Genomic DNA, 20,528 nt, shown 5'->3' with positions numbered 1-20,528 from the left:
ATTTTAAACACATAATTGTAACAAAAAAAAATTTAATTTTGCATAGCTTTTTGTTTTAAAATTTAAATTTTTACAAAAAATTTTGTGTAAAATTAGCAAAAATACAAGTTAGGAAAATTTATGTTTGAACTTACTAGTGATTTTAAGCCAAGTCCTGATCAAAAACAAGCCATTGATGGTATAGTAAAAAGCATTAAAGCGGGTAATAAATACCAAACCTTACTAGGTGTTACAGGTAGTGGAAAAACTTTCACTATGGCAAATATCATTAAAAACTTAAACATGCCTACTCTTATCATGAGTCACAATAAAAGTTTATGTGCGCAACTTTATAGTGAATTTAAAGGTTTTTTTGCAAATAATCATGTGGAGTATTTTATAAGCTATTATGATTATTATCAGCCAGAAGCTTATATACCAAGAACAGATGTTTTTATAGAAAAAGATAGTTCCACTAATGAAGACTTAGAAAGATTAAGACTAAGCGCAAGTGCTTCGCTTTTAAGTTATGATGATGTTATTTGTATAGCTAGTGTTTCGGCAAATTATGGTTTGGGAAATCCAAGTGAGTATGTAGGTATGGTTTTAATTTTAGAACTAAATATGCAAATTTCACAAAAAGAACTTTTAAAAAAACTTGTAGATATGGGCTATAAACGCAATGATAATTTCTTTGATAGGGCTGATTTTAGAGTTAATGGAGATATAGTAGATATATATCCAGCTTATTATGAAGATGAAGCTATTAGACTTGAGTTTTTTGGCGATGAGCTTGAGGCGATGTATCATTATAATGTCTTAGAAAATAAAAAAGGTAAAAATTTAAAAAAATTCATACTTTACCCAACTAGTCAATTTAGCGTAGGTGAGGCTAGGCTTAAAGAGGCTATAAAAGGTATAAAAGCTGAATTAAATGAACGCCTTGCTTATTTTGAAAATGAAAATAAACTCGTAGAAGCACAAAGGCTAAAACAAAGAGTAGAATTTGACCTTGAAATGCTTCAAAGCACTGGCATGTGCAAAGGAGTTGAAAATTATGCTTTGCATTTAACAGGGCTTAAAAGCGGTGATACACCTTATACGCTTTTTGATTATTTTGCTATTAAAAACCAAGACTTTTTAGTCATTGTAGATGAATCTCATGTATCTTTACCACAATTTCGTGGGATGTTTGCAGGGGATAGAAGTAGAAAGCAAACTTTGGTTGATTATGGTTTTCGCTTGCCAAGTGCCTTAGATAATAGACCTTTGATGTTTGATGAATTTATTAATAAAAATTGTAAATTTTTATTTGTTTCAGCTACACCTGCGCCTTTAGAACTAGAATTAAGCAAAGAAAATATTTTTTATCAAATCATGCGTCCAACAGGGCTTTTAGATCCTAAAATAGAAATCAAAGATAGCGAAAATCAAGTAGAAATTTTATACGATGAAGCTAAAAAAGTTATAGAACGCAATGAAAGAGTTTTAATAACCGTTTTAACTAAAAAAATGGCTGAAGAGCTTAGTAAATACTACTTAGAACTTGGATTAAAAGTAAAATACATACATTCAGAAATTGACGCAATAGAGCGCAATGAAATCATCCGTGGTTTAAGAAGTGGTGCTTTTGATATTTTAATCGGGATTAATCTTTTAAGAGAAGGACTTGACTTGCCTGAAGTTTCTCTTATAGCGATTATGGATGCAGATAAAGAAGGCTTTTTAAGAAGTACCACTGCACTCATTCAAACAATGGGGCGTGCTGCTAGAAATGTTAATGGGAAAGTTTTACTTTTTGCCAAAAAAATCACAAAATCTATGCAAGAAGCTATCGATACTACTAATGAAAGAAGAACCCTACAAGAAGCTTATAATAAAAAGCACAACATTACGCCAACCTCAGTAAAAAGAAATATAGAAGAAAGTTTAAAACATGAACTTGAGCAAGGAGAAATTTATCGCAAAGGCAAAGAACTTGAAAAAATGCCTGCAAAAGAACGCGCCAAAATAGTAAAAGAATTAAGAAAACAAATGCTAGAAGCGGCTAAAAATCTTGAGTTTGAGAAAGCAGCAATGCTTAGAGATGAGATTAATAAATTAAGAACTTTATAATCCCTTAAAATAAGGGATTATTTATTTGCTCTTTCTATATACTCTCCACGCACAGTATCAACACGGATTACTTCTCCTTCTAGTACATGGAAAGGAATTTGCACTACTGCACCTGTTTCTAAAGTAGCTGGTTTTTTGTTTGAGCCTTGAGTGTCACCTTTGAAATTTGGTGCTGTTTCGATAATTTTAAGCTCCATTACTTGAGGTACTTCCACACCGATTGCTTTTCCATTGTGGAATAAAACATCCACCATAGTTCCATCAAGCATCCATTTTTTAGCTTCACCCACATCTTCATCGCTAATTGCAACTTGCTCATAAGTTTGAGTATCCATAAATTGACAATTTTCACCATCATCGTATAGATATTGCATTTGTTTTTCTTCTAAATTTGGAGATTCACATTTATCTCCTGCATGGAAAGTTTTTTCTAAAACCTTACCATCGATAAAAGATTTAATTTTAATACGTACAAAAGCAGGACCTTTTCCTGGTTTTACGTGTTGATATTCTACGATTTTAAAAGGAATACCATCAATTTCTATTTTTAAACCTTTTTTTAAATCTCCCATTCCATAAGAAGCCATATATTTTCCTTAATTTTAAAATTAAAAAATAATTGTAACAATTAAGGCTTATAAAAAGCCTTAAATTTCTGCATATTCTGCAAAAATACAAGCATCAACTGCTCTTAATTCTTCAAGCAAAGCTTTTGAAATTTTTGCATCAAGCAAAATCACAGCTAAAGCTTTTCCAAAGCCATTTCTACCAAGTCTAAAATCAGCTATATTGACATTATTTTTAGCTAAAATTCCGCTAACATTAGCAATAACTCCTGGTATGTCATTGTTATTTAAAATTATCATTTTCCCTTTTGGTTTAAAGTCTACATCAAAACCATTTAACTCTACTATCCTTTGTTCATTTTCACCAAAAATAGTTCCTGAAATAGAAAGGTTAGAATTATCTGTGATTACCTTTATGGTGATTTTATTACTATAACCGCTACTTGGTAAAATACAAGAAGAAAGCTCCACGCCCTTATCTTTAGCTACAAAATGTGCGTTAATATAATTAATATTTTCACCTAAAATTCCTCTTAAAACACTCACTGTTGCAAAAGTTAGCAAAGACTCATTATACTCGCTAATTTGTCCTTCGCTCTCAAGTTTAATAGCCTTAATAGGAGTTTTATCAAGCTGAGCAGCCAAAAAGCCCATTTTAGAAATAAGCTCAATATAAGGTTCTACAAAACTTGGTAAATCTTCAGTTTTAATTGGTAAATTTAAAGCATTAGGATAAGAAATTCCTCTTGCAGCATTTAAAGCTTGCTCGCATGCTTGGATAGCTATATTTTCTTGACTTTCTAAGGTATTTGCACCAAGATGAGAAGTCACAGAAACATTTTCAAAGTCTAAAAATGGATGATTAGTTGCTGGTTCTTTATTAAACACATCGATACCAAGCCAAGCTATTTTACCACTTTTTAATCCCTCACACAATGCATCTTCATTATAAAGACCACCTCTGGCACAATTTATCAATCTTACGCCATCTTTCATTTTAGAAATTTCTTCAAAAGAAATCATATCTGTTGTTTCTTTTGTTTTTGGTGTATGTATGGTAATAAAATCACTTTGAGTTAAGATTACATCTAAAGAATTCACACATTCAATACCCAAATCAGTCATTTTAGAAGCTACCACATAAGGATCATAAGCTATAACTTTCATACCAAAAGCTTTTGCGCGTACAGCTACTCTTGAACCTATATTGCCAAAACCTATAACCCCTAAAGTTTTGTTCATAAGTTCAACACCATACCACTTTTCTCTTTCCCATCTTCTTTGTATTTTTAAAAAATTATGAGCATTTACAAAAGATCTTGCAGAGCATAATAGATGATTCATAGTAAGTTCGACTGCTGCTATAGTATTAGCCGTTGGTACATTCATAACTATAATGCCTTTTTTAGAGCATTCATCTATATCAACATTATCAACCCCAACACCTGCTCTAACTAAAGCTTTTAAATTAGAACATGCACTGATAAATTTCAAATCCACATCTGTTGAACTTCTAGTAATAGCTACATCTACATCACTTAATTTTGTTAAAAGCTCATCTTTAGGTAAATGCGCTGCTTCAATAAGTTCTACATCATCAGCTTTTCTTAAAAGCTCCACACCTTTGTCTAATATTGCATCACATACAATAATTTTTTTCATAACCAAACCTCCTTTAATTTTGCATTTATGTTGTAAATTTTTAATTTGTCGATCAGTGCGTTTAAAACTTTTTCATTATTTGTATCTAAATAAATTGCCACTTCATCTTTGCTTTGTGTTAAAGTGTATTTGATAAAAAAAGAATGCAAAGTTTGCTTTAAACAAAACATAGAATAAACATCGTTTTTATTTACATCGAGCATATAAAATTTTTGTTTTGGTTTTACTACAGAATCATCCATATTAAAACTCATATAAAATTCATTCGCTGCTGGAGAAAAATCATTAATTTTAAGATTTGAAAGCTTATCTTGCCAAGTTTGTGGCAATTCTTTTTTTATCTCATCAAAAGAATATTTAACATTTTGTGAGATAGGTAAATTTCCAACATTTACATATCTCACCATAAAAACAAAAGCAACAATCAAAGCTAGGCTTAAAAAGCCTAAAATACCATAAAGGGTATATTTTTTCATTTGTTATTATGAAAGTTGATCTTTGATAATATCACCTAAAGTTACTTTATCATTATCATTGATTTCATTTAACGCTTCTCTTTCTTTCATTCTTGCAAGACTTTTTACGCTTAAACGAATTCTATTTTTCTTTTCATCAATGAAAACAATTAAAGCTTCTATTGTATCGCCTACTTTTAAACTTGAAAAATCAATATTACCTAAATCTTCTTTGTGGATTAGCGCATCAACACCCTCTTCAAGCTCTACAAAAACTCCAAAATCTTTAATATCTCTAATTTTTCCTGAGATAATATCATTCACTTGGTGTTTTTGTGCATAAACTTGTACAGGACTTTTTTGCAATTCTTTAGTACTTAAAGAAATTTTTTGATTTTCTTTGTCAAGCTTGATGATTTTAACTTCTATAACATCACCAACTTTATACATATCTTTGCATTTATCGTTTCTATTCCATGAAGCGTCTTCATTATGCAATAAACCTTCTAAGTTTGCAATTTTTACAAAGGCACCAAAATTAGTCACAGAAGTAACACTACCTTTTACCACATCACCTACTTTATGTGATTTTAAAAACTCATCAAAAGGTTTTGCTAATAAATTTTTTAAAGAAACTCTAAGTCTTCTTTCTTTAGCATTAATCTCAATTACTTCTACATCAAGCTCTTGGCCTTCGCTAATATAATCTTTTGGATTTTTAGCATTTTTATCCCAAGAAATTTCACTTATATGTAAAAATCCTTCTATATCATTTCCCAAATCAACAAAAGCACCATATGGCTCTATATTTGAAACTGTAACCTTAATAGTATCACCAACCTCTAAACCATCTTTAATTTCATCCCAAGGATCAGGCATAGCAAGTTTGATAGATAAAGAAAGATGTTTTTTATCTTTATCATATTTAATCACTTTTACAGGAACCTTATCGCCCTCATTATACAATGAACTAGGATTTACTGGCCCTTTGTAAGAAATTTCACTATAGTGAACCAAACCATCAACACCGCCTACATCAACAAACATACCATAGGTGGTGATTTTTTTAACAATACCTTCTATAATTTCTTCTTGATTTAACACATTTGAGATAATCTCTTTGCGTTTTTTTCTTTCCTCATCTACTATTTTTTTTCTAGAAACTACTATGCTTTGAGCTTCTTTATCTATTTTGATGATTTTAACTTTGAAAGTTTTATTGATGATGTTATTTGAATCTTTAAAGCTACTTTGTGATTTTGGCAAGAAAAATTCTACTCCATTTTCATCCACAGCCACAAAGCCACCTCTATTTTTACCAATGATTTTTACATCAAACATGCTTTCATCATCTTTATAATTATCAATGAATTCTTTAACTTTTTGCTTTCTTAAAGCTTTTTTATGAGAAAGTAAAGATCTGCCACCGCGAGAACCCACTATAGCAACTTCTAATGTATCGCCTTCTTTGAAGATAAATTCGCCTTTGTCGTTTTGAATTTCTTCCATTGCTAAAATACCTTCTGATTTTTGCCCTACATTTACAAATACTTCATCGCCTTTAATCGCGACAATTATACCCTGTGTAGTTGCCTCCTCATCAGACTTAAAAGATTCTTCAAGCATTTGCTCAAAATCTTCTTCTATGATAATATCCTCTAGTCTGTTTTGAACTTTTTTGTTCACCTCGCTCATCGTGGTCCTTTGTTTTAAATTTTAATTCTTGATTATAGTATTGTTTTCTTTAAACTTAGTTAATTTTGGTGTATTCTTTGATTTTTTCCAAAACCAAGTCAATCACCCAATCTGGTGTAGAAGCACCTGCACTAATACCACATTTTTCTTTGCCACTAAACCATTCTTTTTGAATCTCTTTTTCATTTTCGATTAAATAACTATTCTCACAGTAATTTTTTGCTATTAAAAAAAGCTGCTTAGTATTAGCTGAATTTTTTCCTCCAACTATTATCATTACATCACTTTTTTTAGCAAGCTCATTGATTGCTTCTTGATTTTTAAAAGTCGCATCACATATGGTATTAAAAACACGCACTTCTTTAACTCTAAGCATTAAAAAATTTACAATCTCCATAAATTTTTCTATCTTTTTTGTAGTTTGTGATACCACTGCAATTTTAGAAGGCAATTTAATATCAAGCAATTCTTTTTCATCAAGCACTACATAAGCCTTAGTACTTACATAACTTCTCACCCCTTTTACTTCAGGATGATTTTCATCTCCAAAAATTACAACTTCATAGCCTTCATTGCTCATTTGCTCACAAATTTTTTGAGGTTTAGTCACAAAGGGACAAGTTGCATCAAAAATTTCTATATCTTTTTGTTTTAATTTTTCTAAATCTTGCTTTGTAATACCATGGGTTCTAATGATAGCTTTTTTTTCTGTGCTTAATTCATTGATATCATTTAATGTTTTAACATTATAATTTTTCCAAAGTCTTGTGATTTCTTCATTATTATGGATTAAAGGACCTATGGTAGCTGCATCTTTAATCTGTTCAGCCTTTTTAATAGCTCTTTTTACCCCAAAACAAAATCCATAGCTTTTTGCTAGTTCAATCTCCAATTTTAGCTCCTATTTGCTTTAAAATCTCAATAAAATTTGGAAAAGAAGTTTTAATACATTCACTATCATCTACTTCCATTCCACATCTTAAACCTAAAATTAAAAAACTCATCGCAATTCTATGATCTCCAAAGCTTTCTATTTTAGCACTTTTAGCTTCGCCACCTTCTACTTCAAAACCATCTTCAAATTCTTTTACCTTTATGCCACATTTTTGCAAATTTAATACAATTGATTTGATTCTATCGCTTTCTTTTACGCGCAATTCTTTAGCATTTTTTATAACGCTTTTTCCCTTTGCACAAGCAAAAGCTATGGCCAAAGCTGGAATTTCATCAATCAACCATGCGATATTTTCACTCACATTTACCGCCTTTAAAGGCGCACTTTCAACACAAATTTCTCCAATACTTTCAAAATCTTCATTGATAATATTATAAGTGATCTTTGCACCCATTTTTTCTAAAATTTTAAAGGCCTCAATGCGTGTTTTATTTAACAAAACATTTTTTAAAACTACTTTTGAATGAGGTAAAATACAAGCAGCTAAGGCAAAATAAAAGGCCGATGATGGATCATTTGGTACACATACTTCAAATGCTTTTAATTTTTCTTTTAAAGGATTTATTTTGATAAAAGTTTTATCCTCATTTAAATATTCAATGCAAGCTCCCATTTTATTAAGCATAATTTCACTATGATCTCTTGAAAGCTCAATTTCTTTAAAATAACTTTCTTTTTTGGCAAATAAAGCTGCTAAAATTAAAGCCGATTTTACCTGAGCTGAAGCAATATTACTACTAAAATCAAAACCATCCAACTTAGCTCCTTGTATGCAAATAGGTGCTAAATTTGCATTAGCTCTTCCATAAATTTTAGCCCCTAAACTCATCAAAGGCTCACTTACACGTCTCATCGGCCTAGCATTTAAATAACAATCCCCACTAAGTACAAAAAATTTATCTTCAATAGCACTTAAAAGACCTATTAAAAGTCTCATAGCTGTACCTGAATTGCCACAATCTAAAACACAATTTGGAGATTTTATATATTTTGGAGCTTTAATATAAATTAATCCATCAATTTCTTCAACCTCAGCTCCCAAAGCTTGAATAATTGCTAAAGTATGTAAAGTATCTTGTGCTTTTAAATAATTTTTAATTTTGCAAGTTCCTTGAGTGAGTAAAGAAAAAATAGCAAAGCGATGAGATATAGACTTATCAGAAGCTATATCTTCAAGCTCTGCTGTAAAAGAACCAATAGGACTGATTTTCATCGAAGTTTTAAACCATGCTCATCATCTAAAGCTTTGATGATTTTATCAATATATTCAAGGATAATATTATCCTCTAAGGTTTTTTCAAAATCTCTAAATACTAAATTAATAGTCAAGCTATAAAAATCGCCTAAATTCTCATCTGTATATAAATCTACCACTCTAAAACTTTCTAATCTTTCAATATCTAATTTAGCAATAGTGTGTTTGATTTTTTCATATTCAAAACCCTTAGGTATAACTATACTTAAATCCCTGCTCATAGATGGAAATTTAGAATAAGCTTTAGCGGTTTTAAAGTCTTGTTTTAAGCCCTCTAAATCAAGCTCGCAAATATAAGTTTTAGTCAAATCTCTTTTATTTTCTATACTTAAATGCACTCTACCTATAAACCCTATGCGCTTACCATTTTTATATACATTTGCTTGCTCATATGGGCTTAAAAATGCATATTCTGATTTTTGCAAACTAAAATCACCTATAATGCTTTTTAATTCTGCTAAAAAAGTATAAAAATCTACCAAAACAGGTTTGGCCTTATTTGTGATTTTAGCTTCTTCTTTGTGGCCACTAAAGATCATTGCAAATTTAGCATGCTCGTTTGAAAACTCATCAAAAACACTACCACACTCAAAAAGTTTGATTTTCTTTTTTGAATTTCTTAGATTAAAGCTTGCTGCATTTAAAAGATGATTTATCAAAGTACTTCTTAAAGTATTAAGCTCATTGGTGATAGGATTAATAAGCTTATTTTTAATGCATTTAAATCCTAATTGACTTAATTCTTCTTCATTATCTAAAACATAATGCACACTTTCAAAATATCCATTACTACTTGCTTTTAATCTTAAATTTTTAAGCTCTTGATAATCAAAATATACTTTATTTAAGCGATTTTTTTCTTTAAATTCTAAAGCTTTTGATGGGATATTATCAATACCAATAATTCTTACTATCTCTTCACTAATATCAGCTATATTTGCTATATCACTGCGATGAAGTGGGATTTTGATATTAAATTGCTCATCATTTACTACACTTATTTCAAAGCCTAGTTTTTTAAGAATTTTTACTAAATTATTTTTATCTATAGGCATACCAATGATTTTATCAATCTCTGCACCAAAAATACCAATAATATTTGCTTCATTTTCTTTAAAAACTTGTTGACTTCCAGAAAAAACACTCATCGCGCTAATTTTCAAGCACTCATTAAATAAATACTCCATTCCCAAAGAAAGCTTAGGTTCACTACCTCTTAAAGAACGATATATAGTGTCATTTTTCTTTTTATAAAAGGCTATTGCGTTTGCTATAGTTTGAGGATGAGTGTAGCTTGCTTCTATAATGATGATTTTACTTTCATCATTGATTTTAAATTTATCTTCTTGCTCTATACCTGCTAAAGCAATCAATTCATCTTTATAATAAACTCCATATTCTCCATGTTCTTGAGTTTTAATTTCTAAGATAATCTTTTCATCGATTTGACATTCTTTACAAAGCTTATGAAAATCATAAGCACAAAAAATCACCCCACTTGCATGAGTTGCATAAGTTAAAAGATTTTCTATGTTGTTGTTTTTATATAATTCAATCAAAGCAAGACGAATTTGTATCGTGATATTTAGCTTAAATTCTTCTTTAATCTCTAATGCTTTATAAGCAAAAAAGCCTTCAACATCGCTTTGATTTTTAACACTTAGTATTCTTCCTATACCTACGCTATTTTCACTTTCTTTTAAAGGATTTAATTCTTTTAAATTTAAATCAAGCGCTGCGCTTAAATCTCTAGCAACACCATATAAACTCAAGCAATCCCCGCGATTTGGAGTAAGTTCTATTTCAATTAATTCATCATTAAAAAGTTCATAATCATTTAAGGCTTTTCCTAGAACTAATTCCCCCATGCTTTCATCTAAAACCATAATACCTTCATTGCTTTTTCCAAAACCAAGCTCACTAGAAGAGCAAATCATACCCATAGATTCAACTCCTCTAAGTTTGGCAGGTTTTATCTCAAGTCCATTTGGAAGCACTGCACCCACTAAGGATACGGCTACAAATTGATCTTTATCAACATTTTTTGCCCCACAAACAATTTGTAAAATTTCATTCCCAACATCTACTTTACAAATATTCAATTTATCTGAATTTTCATGTTTAACTTTTTCTAAAACCTTACCTACTACAACTTTTTGGGGAGCTTTAACACTTTTGAAACTATCAACTTCTAATCCTATAGAATTTAAAATATTTACTATAGTTTGTGTTGATATTTCACTTAAGTCAATCCATTCATTTAACCAATTTCTACTAATAATCATCTAAATTGCTCCAATAATCTTAAATCACCTTCAAACATAGAACGCAAATCAGGAATTTTATGCAAAAGCATAGCAAAACGCTCCACACCCAAACCAAAAGCATAGCCACTTACATTTTTATAGCCAACAAATTTATAAACATTAGGATCAACAACGCCACATCCTAAAACTTCAAGCCATCCTGTTTGCTTACAAACCCTACATCCACAACCTTTACAAAACACACAAGAAATATCTACCTCAGCAGATGGCTCTGTAAAAGGAAAAAAGCTAGGTCTAAAACGCACTTTTACATCACCAAACATATGTTTTAAAAAATGTTCTAGCATATCTTTTAAATTTGCAAAATTTACCTTATCACCCTCTTCTACCACAAGTCCTTCTACTTGATGAAACATAGGCGTATGGGTAATATCAAAATCTCTTCTAAAAACTGCACCTGGTGCTATCATTCTAATAGGTGGTTTTTGAGATAGCATAGTTCTAATTTGCACCGGAGAAGTTTGGGATCTAAGCAAGGTTTTATCTTCAAAATAAAAAGTATCTTGCATATCTCTTGCAGGATGATTTTGTGGTAAATTTAATGCTTCAAAATTATGAAAATCATCCTCGATCAAAGGCCCTTTTTCTATGCTGAAATTTAAAGCTGTAAAATATTCTATGATTTTATCCATAGTTTGCATGATTGGGTGCAAAGCACCTGCATTTGAAGTTTCATCAAAAAAGCTAAAATCTTGCACATCTTGTTTCATTTTTTCATTTAAAGCTTTTTCTTCTAATTCTTTTAATTTTATTTGATAAGCTTCATTAAATTCATCTCTTGCTTTATTTAAACCATTAGCAAATTCTTTTTTTTCTTCACCTTGCAAATCTTTTAACTTTGCAAATTCTAAAGTCAAAATACCTTTTTTTCCTAAAACACTTACTTTTATATTTTCAAGTTCTGCTAAAGTACTTGCAGAAGCAATTTTTTCTATCATATCTTGCAATTTTAGCTCCAACTAAATTTTTTTTAAACATTCTAATGTAAAATTATTTAAAATTAGCAAAAATAACAAAAAAAAGGACTACCAAATGAGAGAAAAAACCGTATTTGAACTAATTATAGAAGGAAAAATCCCTGCTAATAAAGTTTTAGAAAGTGAAAAATTTTTAGCTTTTCATGATATCAATCCTAAAGCACCTATTCATATTTTAATCATTCCAAAAGAGCATTTTGAAAACTTTCAAGAATTAAGACCTGAATTAATGAGCGAAATGACACAATTCATTCAAGAATTAGCTACTCTTTTAGGACTTGATAAAAGTGGATATAGATTAATCACAAATTGTGGAAAAAATAGCGGACAAGAGGTTTTTCATTTACATTTTCATATGTTAGGTGGATTTGAGCTTCCAAAAAATAAAGAAACCCAAATCAATCCTGAATCACTATTCTAAAAAGAGCTTAACTCTTTTTAGATAGCAGGACCAGCTAATTTAAATTCTGCTCCTTCTTTTACATCTTCATAGCGTTTGAAATTTTCTATAAACATTTTTGCAAGCTTTAATTTGGTTTCTTCGTAAGCTTTTTTATCCTCCCAAGTATTAATAGGGTTTAATAACTTACTTTCTACACCCGCTAATTCTTTTGGAACTGCAAGATTGAATAAATCATAGTTTTCAAACTCACAATTTTGTATGCTACCATCTAAAATCGCATTAATGCAAGCTCTAGTAGCTTTAATACTCATTCTTTTGCCTACACCATAAGCTCCACCGCTCCAACCGGTATTTACCAAATAAACATTTACATTATGCTTGCTGATTTTTTCGCCCAAAAGTTTTGCATAAACAGTTGGGTGTAATGGCAAAAACACTTCTCCAAAACAAGCTGAAAAAGTCGCAACAGGCTCAGTAATACCTCTTTCAGTTCCTGCTACTTTTGCAGTATAACCACTTAGAAAATAATACATTGCTTGTTCTTTGCTAAGTTTACTAACCGGAGGTAAAACACCAAAAGCATCTGCTGAAAGGAAAATAATATTACTAGGATGACCTGCGCTAAGACTTGGCTCGTGATTTAAAATATGTTCTATCGGATAAGAAACTCTAGTATTTTCAGTTTTAGAACCATCATTGAAATCAACACTTAAATCATCTTTTAAAACTACATTTTCTAAAAGTGCATTTTGCTTTATAGCTCCATAAATTTCTGGCTCACTTTGAGGGTCAAGGTTAATACATTTTGCATAACAACCTCCTTCAAAATTAAACACACCCTCATCATCCCAACCATGCTCATCATCGCCTATTAATTTTCTTTTTGGATCGGTTGAAAGAGTAGTTTTACCTGTGCCACTAAGCCCAAAGAAAAGCGCCACATCGCCTTTTTCTCCAACATTAGCACTACAATGCATAGAAAGTTTATTTTCTAGTGGAAGCCAATAATTCATCATAGAAAAAATTCCTTTTTTCATCTCTCCGCCATACCAAGTTCCACCAATTACTGCTATATTTTTTTCTATGTTAAAAATTACAAAAACCTCTGAATTTAAACCATCTTTTTTATAGTCTTCATTCACACATTTACAAGCATTATATACCACAAAATCAGACTTAAACTCTTTAAGATCTTCTTCTTTTGGGCGAATAAACATATTTTTTACAAAATGCGCTTGCCATGCAATTTGTGTCACAAAACGCACAGCTTTACGACTTTTTAATGAAGCCCCACAATATGTATCTTGAATATAAATATCACTATTACTAAGTTGCTTTTTAGCTTTTGCTAAAAGTTTTTCAAATAATTCTTCACTAATAGGTTGATTAATCTTACCCCAAGCAATATATTTTTGCGAAGGATCTTGTTTTACAAAATATTTATCCTTAGGACTTCTTCCAGTAAAAATTCCCGTATCCACACTAAAGGTACCATTTTTAGTACATACACCTTCATTATTGTTTTTTTCGTGCTTTAAAAGCTCATCATAACTAAGATTATGAAAAACTTGTCCGATATTTTCTAAACCTAAATTTTCTAAACCTATCATTTTTGCCTCCTTATTTATAAGTCATTAAAGCTTGGCCTTCACTTACACTCTCACCAGCATTTACTAAAAGTTCTGCGATTTCTCCATCTTTACTTGCGCTAACCTCAATCTCCATTTTCATAGCTTCAAGTACAGCTACAACTTGCCCTGCTTTTACACTATCATTTTCTTTGACTAAAATTTTAAATACATTTGCATTCATACTCGCAACGATGGCATTAGCACTATCATCTACTTGTGCCTTTTTCACTTCTGTTTTGTCTGAATTTACCTTGACAGCACTTTTAACATTAACATCTCTATCAAAACCTGCACTTACTTCCACATGGTATTTATTACCATTAACTGAAACGGTAAATTGATTTTCATTAACAAGGCTTGGTTTTAATTTGCTATTTTTTCTAACATTAACCTTAGCTTCGCCTTTTAAGAAAGCTATGCCTTTTTCTTTACAAGCTGCAACGATAAAAATATTTTCTTCACTTGTTTCTAAATTTTCTTTTTCCAATAAGTTTTTAATATAAGCTATGCTTTTACTCTCATCTGCATCAGCAATATCTGTGGCTAATTTTGTAGTTGGTTCTAATTTTAATTGCTCGCTTGCAAGCTTGATTACTTCAGGATCTGGAGCAACAGGAGTTTTTCCAAAATATCCCAAAACCATCTTACCATACCCATCTGCTATTTTTTTCCAAGGACCAAACATTACATTATTAAAAGCTTGTTGAAAATAAAACTGCGATACAGGAGTAACCGAAGCACCATAGCCACCTTTTTCTACTACTTCTTGCATGGCTTTTATAACTTGAGGAAATTTATCTAAAATATTATTATCTCTCATCATTTGTGTATTAGCAGTTAATGCCCCACCTGGCATAGGTGAAAAAGGTATTAAAGGATTTACCGCCGTTGCTTCAGGTGGTAGAAAATAATCTTTTAAGCAATCTTTTAACACTTCTTCATATTTTAAAATTTTCTCTTCATCCAAACCAAGATCAAAATTACTTCCCTTTAGAGCATGAAGCATGGTTAAAATATCAGGTTGAGAGGTACCACCACTAACAGGAGCAGCAGCTAAATCTATACCATCAACACCTGCTTCCAAAGCTGCTAAATAGCATGCTATACTCACCCCTGCAGTTTCATGCGTATGTAATCTTATATGCATATTTTCAGGCAAGTTTTTTCTAGCCATTTTAATAACTTCATAAATTTTATTTGGATTTGAAGTTCCACTTGCGTCTTTAAAACAAATACTATCAAAAGGAATTTGTGCTTGTAGGATTTCTTTTAAAATTCTTTCATAAAAAGGTACATCATGCGCACCTTTACATTTTGGAGGTAAATCCATTAAAGTAATAGTAATTTCATGTTTTAAACCATGCTTAACTATACATTCTCCACTAAATTTTAAATTATTTACATCATTTAATGCGTCAAAATTTCTTATGGTGGTTGTGCCATGTTTTGCAAACATTTTTGCATGCAAGTCAATAATTTCTTTACTACCTGTATCAAGTGCTACGGTATTAACCCCTCTTGCAAGAGTTTGCAAATTTGCTTCTTTTCCAACGATGGCTCTAAATTTATCCATCATTTCAAAGGCATTTTCATTTAAATAAAAAAATAAGCTTTGAAATCTAGCTCCACCACCAAATTCAAAATGCCTAATGTCTGCTTCTTTAGCTGCTTCTAGGGCAGGAAAAAAGTCATTCATTAAAACTCTAGCACCATAAACAGATTGGAAACCATCTCTAAATGTGGTATCCATTACATCAATTAACTTTTTAGCCATAATTTTTCCTTATTTTTACATCTTTGCAATTATAACTCTACTTTCTTAAAAAATAAATTTATAAAATTTGATTTAACATAATGATAATAATCGCAATAGGCGCAACAAATCTAAGTAAAAAATACCATACTTCAAAAATACTTCTACTCATAAATTTAGAAAATAAATTATAAATTTTTATTTTATCTATAAAAAATCCTACAAAAATAGCACTTGCAATCGCTCCAAGCGGGAGCATAAAATTAGAAGTTAATTTATCCAAAATATCAAAAAAACTTAGACCAAAAAAGCTAAAACTAGCCCTATAGCTAGCACTAAAAGATAAAATACAACTCATTCCCAAAAGAAAAACTACAAAACCTATAAAAACCAAAGCTTTTTTTCTTGAAATTTTATATTCATTTACAAGATAAAAAGTAAAAGGTTCTATCATAGAAACTGCTGAAGTAATTCCTGCAAAAAATAAAGCCAAGAAAAAATAAAAGGCTAAAAAATGCCCGAAAATAGTGCCTAAATTAGAAAACAAAGTTGTTAAAGATATAAATACAAGTCCAGCACCTTCTGCGGGATTAGCATTAAATTTAAATATAAAAGTAAAAACAATAAGCCCCATCATCAAACCTATACTGATATTTAAAAGCACAATTACAATTGAACTTGTAATTAAATTTGTATCATCTTTTAATGAAGCTGCATAAGTGGTAATACAACCTATACCTAAACATAAAGTAAAAAAAGCAAGACCTAAAGCTGTTAAAACAGAGTTTAAACTAAGCTTAGTAAAATCAGGATAAAACAAATAAACAAAAGCTTCCTTAAAACCATCTTGAAAAAAACAATACACTAGCATTAAAACAAGCATGATAAACAAGCTTGGCATAATCCAAACATTAAGTTTTTCTATACCACTTTTAACCCCTCTTGAAACAACAAATAAAGCAAGAAAAAAAGCAACTAAAAAATACAAACTACTTTCTAAAATACTATTTTGTATTAAATTTCCAAATAAAGCTCCTGCTTCTTGAGTATTGCTAGGTAAATAATAAATCGAAGTTATCATGTATTTTAAAACCCAACCCATAATAACAAGATAAAAAGATAATACAAAAATTCCACCGAGCATAAAAAATCCAGCAAATTTCCATTTTTGAGCATATTTAGTCGCTAAGCTTTTATAAGCATTTACAGGATCACTTTGACTTAATCTTCCCATGGCAATTTCAGCCAAAAATACACAAAATCCTATACTAATAGTCAAAAGCAAATACAAAAGCACAAAAGCAAAACCACCATTTTGGCCTACTAAGGTTGGAAATTTCCAAGCATTTCCAAGTCCTATAGCTCCACCTGCTACTGCTAATACAAAACCTATTTTAGAAAATTTATCATTCATTTTAATACCTTAGAAAAAAAGCTGTCTAGCCATGATTAAAATCACCGCTAATGGAGAAATATATCTTAAAAAAATATACCAAATTTCAAAATACACCCCGCGCATAAAGGGACGAAATAAAATTTGTAAAGCTTCTTTTTTAAGCACAAAACCCACAAAAAATGCTGTAATTAAAGCAGAAATTGGCATTAGTAAATTTTGTATGAAAAAGTCTAAAATATCAAAAAAACTTTTTCCAAAGAAATTTAAACTTGGCGCACTTACATGATAAAAAGAAAGTATAGATAAACTTCCAAGAAAATAAACAATCATACCCACAAAAACCAAAGCTTTTTTTCTTGAAATTTGATAACGATTTATAAGATAAAAGGTAAAAGGTTCTATCATGGAAATAGCTGAAGTAATTCCTGCAAAAAACAATGCAATAAAAAAGGCTATAGCTAAAATATTTCCTAAAAATCCTAATTTTGCAAAAAGTGTTGTTAATGATATAAATATAAGCCCTGGTCCTTGTTGAGTAGGATCAGCTCCAAATTCAAATATAAAAGTAAATACAATAAGCCCCATCATTAAACCAATAATAGTATTAATAATGATAATATTTAAAGAACTACTTATAAAATTTGTTTTATCGGGCAAACTTGCTGCATAAGTTAAAATCACACATACGCCCAAAGACATACTAAAAAATGCAAGCCCTAGTGCATCTAATATAGAATTAACACTTAATTTTGAAAAATCAGGCACGAATAAAAACTCACTCGCTTTAGAAAAACCATCCATACTAAAAGAATATCCAAGCATTAAAATAAGTAGTATAAATAAGCTTGGCATCATCCAAACATTGAGTTTTTCTATACCACTTTTAACACCTTTTGATACAACATAAAAAATAACTATAAATACAAAAGTAAAACATATAAATTGAGATAAGACATCATTAGAAAGTAAATTTCCAAAAATAGCTCCTGCTTCATTTGTATCTTTAGGTAATTCAAAAAATCCAAAATAAGCATATTTTGCTATCCAGCCTATAACAACACTATAAAAAGACACTAAAATAATAGCACCAAGCATAAAAAATCCCGCAAATGACCAAGCTTTTTTGTTCTTTGGTGCTAAAGTATGATAAGCATTTACAGGGTCTTTTTCGCTAAGTTTTCCTATGCTAAGTTCGGCTAAAAATATCACAAAAGCCACACCTAAGGTTAAAAGTAAATACACCACTACAAAAGCTGATCCGCCATTGTTACCCACTAAAGTTGGAAACTTCCAAGCATTTCCAAGTCCAACAGCTGAACCTGCTACTGCTAATACAAAACCTATTTTAGAAAATTTTTCATTCATCTTTTAACCTTAAAAAAATAATTGTTTTACCATGATTAAAATCACCGCTAAAGGCGAGATATATCTTACAAAAAAATACCAACACTTAAAGTATTTACCCCTCATATAAGGATAAAATAAAGTTTGTAAAGCTTCTTTTTTAAGCACAAAACCTACAAAGATTGCCCCAAATAATCCACCCAAAGGCATCATTAAATTTGAAGCAATAAAATCTAATATATCAAAAAAACTTTTTCCAAAAAATTCTAAAGAATCTTTACTCCACTCAATTCCTGATAAAATACACAAACTTCCCAAAAAATATACAATGAAAGCTATAAAAATCAAAGCTTTTTTTCTTGTAAAATTATAAGAGTTGATTAAATAAAAAGTTAAAGGCTCTATCATGGAAACTGCTGAAGTAATCCCTGCAAAAAATAAAGCTATAAAAAAGGCTACAGCTAAAATATTTCCTAAAGGTAAAAAACCGATTGGAACAATATTTGAAAACAAACTCATTAAAGATACAAAAATCAAACCTGGACCTTGCTGAGCTGGATTGCCATTAAATTCAAATATAAAAGTAAATACAATAAGCCCCATCATAATACCAATAATAATATTAATAATAATAATATTAATAGTACTTGTAATAAAATTTGTTTTATCTGATAAACTCGCTGAATAAGTTATAATCGAGCCCACTCCAATAGATAAAGAAAAACAAGCAAGCCCTAAAGCACTCAAAAACGCTCCTACACTAAGCTTAGAAAAGTCCGGAGAAAATAAAAACTCACTCGCTTTAGAAAAACCATCCATACTAAAAGAATATCCAAGCATTAAAATAAGTAGTATAAATAAGCTTGGCATCATCCAAACATTGAGTTTTTCTATACCACTTTTAACACCTTTTGATACAACATAAAAAATAACTATAAATACAAAAGTAAAACATATAAATTGAGATAAGACATCATTAGAAAGTAAATTTCCAAAAATAGCGCCACTCTCTTCTATACTTTTTGGTAAAGGAAAAAACCCAAAATAAGCATATTTTACAATCCATCCTATAATCACACTATAAAAAGAAACAATTAAAATAGCACCTATTAAAGAAAAGCCAACTATAGACCAAGCTCTTTTGTGTTTTGGTGCTAAAGTATAATAAGCATTTACAGGATCTTTTTCACTAAGTTTTCCTATGCTAAGTTCGGCTAAAAATATCACAAAACCTACTCCCAAAGTCAAAAGGAGATACAAAAGCACAAAGGCTGAGCCTCCATTTTGTCCTACTAAAGTTGGGAATTTCCAAGCATTTCCAAGCCCAACAGCTGAGCCTGCCACTGCTAATACAAAACCTATTTTAGAAAATTTTTCATTCATAAAAATAACCTTAAATTTATAAAACTATAAAAAACTTTTAATGTAGCTAAAAAAAACTTTAATTTGTTTTAAAATAGATATATTAATTTAAATTTCAATAATTTTAAAGCTATATTGATATATAATTTCGCTTTTATAAATCACGAGTAGGGATACGCAAGCCGAAAGGATTTAAATTTTTATAAGGAAAAACTATGAAAAAAATCGTATTTTTAATGCTAGCTTTAAGCGGTTTTGCATTTGCAGCTGAAGGTTCTATGAATCAATGGTTAGCTTCTTTTTCTATCTTAGCAGCAGGTTTAGGACTTGGTGTTGCAGCTTTAGGTGGTGCTATTGGTATGGGTAATACTGCAGCAGCAACTATAGCAGGTACTGCTAGAAACCCTGGTCTTGGTGGTAAATTAATGACTACTATGTTTATTGCTTTGGCGATGATTGAAGCTCAAGTTATTTATGCACTTGTTATTGCTCTTATCGCTCTTTATGCTAACCCATTCCAAGCATTAGTAGCAGCTTAATTTAAAGCCCTATTTAGGGCTTTATGCGGTTATGGTGGAACTGGTAGACACGCCATCTTGAGGGGGTGGTGCGCTCAGCGTGTGCGAGTTCAAATCTCGCTAACCGCACCATTT

Annotated in this window: 16 protein-coding genes and 1 tRNA gene; 4 read left to right on the top strand and 13 right to left on the bottom strand. The window is 30.5% G+C overall.

Translation table 11 applies throughout. From position 1 onward, the window contains the following. Positions 1-120 precede the first annotated feature (120 nt). The gene (gene uvrB / locus CAMP18497_RS00530) at positions 121-2,094 is read left to right on the top strand and encodes an excinuclease ABC subunit UvrB (RefSeq protein ID WP_337212097.1); all 1,974 of its coding nucleotides are present in this window, start codon (positions 121-123) and stop codon (positions 2,092-2,094) included. Positions 2,095-2,111: 17 nt separating this feature from the next. Here the strand turns inward: uvrB and efp are convergent, their stop codons facing one another. Genes efp through pheS form a run of 8 tightly spaced genes read right to left on the bottom strand, consistent with a single transcriptional unit; the run spans position 2,112 to position 11,956 of the window. Then, the gene (gene efp / locus CAMP18497_RS00525; RefSeq protein WP_039618934.1) at positions 2,112-2,681 is read right to left on the bottom strand and encodes an elongation factor P; all 570 of its coding nucleotides are present in this window, start codon (positions 2,679-2,681) and stop codon (positions 2,112-2,114) included. Between the two features lie 60 nt (positions 2,682-2,741). Next, on the bottom strand, positions 2,742-4,322 hold the full coding sequence (gene serA / locus CAMP18497_RS00520; protein ID WP_337212096.1) for a phosphoglycerate dehydrogenase: 1,581 nt from the start codon (positions 4,320-4,322) through the stop codon (positions 2,742-2,744). After that, positions 4,319-4,798: a hypothetical protein gene (locus CAMP18497_RS00515; protein WP_263675239.1), complete on the bottom strand. Its 480-nt coding sequence runs from the start codon at positions 4,796-4,798 to the stop codon at positions 4,319-4,321. Before CAMP18497_RS00515 ends, serA begins: the two co-directional genes overlap by 4 nt. 6 nt (positions 4,799-4,804) lie before the next feature. Further along, positions 4,805-6,472, bottom strand: a complete 1,668-nt coding sequence (locus CAMP18497_RS00510) for a 30S ribosomal protein S1 (RefSeq protein ID WP_337212095.1) — start codon at positions 6,470-6,472, stop codon at positions 4,805-4,807. 55 nt (positions 6,473-6,527) lie between these two features. Next, positions 6,528-7,364, bottom strand: coding sequence for a 4-hydroxy-3-methylbut-2-enyl diphosphate reductase (locus CAMP18497_RS00505; protein WP_039618941.1), 837 nt, complete (start codon positions 7,362-7,364; stop codon positions 6,528-6,530). Then, positions 7,354-8,640, bottom strand: a complete 1,287-nt coding sequence (gene aroA, locus CAMP18497_RS00500; protein WP_337212094.1) for a 3-phosphoshikimate 1-carboxyvinyltransferase — start codon at positions 8,638-8,640, stop codon at positions 7,354-7,356. The genes CAMP18497_RS00505 and aroA overlap by 11 nt, the downstream gene beginning before the upstream one ends. After that, entirely contained in the window at positions 8,637-10,967 is a 2,331-nt protein-coding gene (gene pheT / locus CAMP18497_RS00495; RefSeq protein ID WP_337212093.1) for a phenylalanine--tRNA ligase subunit beta, read from the bottom strand. Before pheT ends, aroA begins: the two co-directional genes overlap by 4 nt. Continuing rightward, positions 10,964-11,956: a phenylalanine--tRNA ligase subunit alpha gene (pheS, locus tag CAMP18497_RS00490; RefSeq protein WP_039668703.1), complete on the bottom strand. Its 993-nt coding sequence runs from the start codon at positions 11,954-11,956 to the stop codon at positions 10,964-10,966. The genes pheT and pheS overlap by 4 nt, the downstream gene beginning before the upstream one ends. A gap of 85 nt (positions 11,957-12,041) precedes the next feature. On the opposite strand from pheS, the gene CAMP18497_RS00485 reads away from it, so the two are divergent. After that, positions 12,042-12,407 (top strand): histidine triad nucleotide-binding protein, encoded by a 366-nt coding sequence (locus CAMP18497_RS00485; RefSeq protein WP_220555324.1) that lies wholly within the window; start codon positions 12,042-12,044, stop codon positions 12,405-12,407. 17 nt (positions 12,408-12,424) lie between these two features. On the opposite strand, the gene pckA is transcribed toward CAMP18497_RS00485, so the two are convergent. The 5 genes from pckA to CAMP18497_RS00460 are packed head-to-tail and all read right to left on the bottom strand — an operon-like array spanning position 12,425 to position 19,896. After that, positions 12,425-13,999: a phosphoenolpyruvate carboxykinase (ATP) gene (gene pckA / locus CAMP18497_RS00480; RefSeq protein ID WP_337212092.1), complete on the bottom strand. Its 1,575-nt coding sequence runs from the start codon at positions 13,997-13,999 to the stop codon at positions 12,425-12,427. 10 nt (positions 14,000-14,009) lie between these two features. Continuing rightward, positions 14,010-15,794 (bottom strand): biotin/lipoyl-containing protein, encoded by a 1,785-nt coding sequence (locus CAMP18497_RS00475; RefSeq protein ID WP_337212091.1) that lies wholly within the window; start codon positions 15,792-15,794, stop codon positions 14,010-14,012. Positions 15,795-15,852: 58 nt separating this feature from the next. Further along, complete coding sequence (locus tag CAMP18497_RS00470; protein WP_337212090.1) at positions 15,853-17,187, bottom strand: sodium-dependent transporter; 1,335 nt, start codon at positions 17,185-17,187, stop codon at positions 15,853-15,855. Between the two features lie 9 nt (positions 17,188-17,196). Next, positions 17,197-18,534, bottom strand: a complete 1,338-nt coding sequence (locus CAMP18497_RS00465; RefSeq protein ID WP_337212089.1) for a sodium-dependent transporter — start codon at positions 18,532-18,534, stop codon at positions 17,197-17,199. A 9-nt stretch (positions 18,535-18,543) separates the two neighbouring features. Then, positions 18,544-19,896, bottom strand: a complete 1,353-nt coding sequence (locus tag CAMP18497_RS00460; RefSeq protein ID WP_337212088.1) for a sodium-dependent transporter — start codon at positions 19,894-19,896, stop codon at positions 18,544-18,546. Positions 19,897-20,090: 194 nt separating this feature from the next. On the opposite strand from CAMP18497_RS00460, the gene CAMP18497_RS00455 reads away from it, so the two are divergent. Both CAMP18497_RS00455 and CAMP18497_RS00450 read left to right on the top strand, forming a co-directional pair. Then, a complete protein-coding gene (locus CAMP18497_RS00455) occupies positions 20,091-20,414 on the top strand; it encodes a F0F1 ATP synthase subunit C (protein ID WP_012661906.1) in 324 nt (107 codons plus the stop codon). Between the two features lie 25 nt (positions 20,415-20,439). Next, positions 20,440-20,525, top strand: a tRNA-Leu gene (locus tag CAMP18497_RS00450). Positions 20,526-20,528: the final 3 nt, after the last annotated feature.

It is taken from the genome of Campylobacter sp. W0066.1 (assembly GCF_024723635.1).
Classification (GTDB): Bacteria; Campylobacterota; Campylobacteria; order Campylobacterales; family Campylobacteraceae; genus Campylobacter_D; species Campylobacter_D lari_C.
The sequence above is the reverse complement of the archived record's forward strand: the minus strand, read 5'-3'. Positions and strand labels throughout refer to the sequence as shown.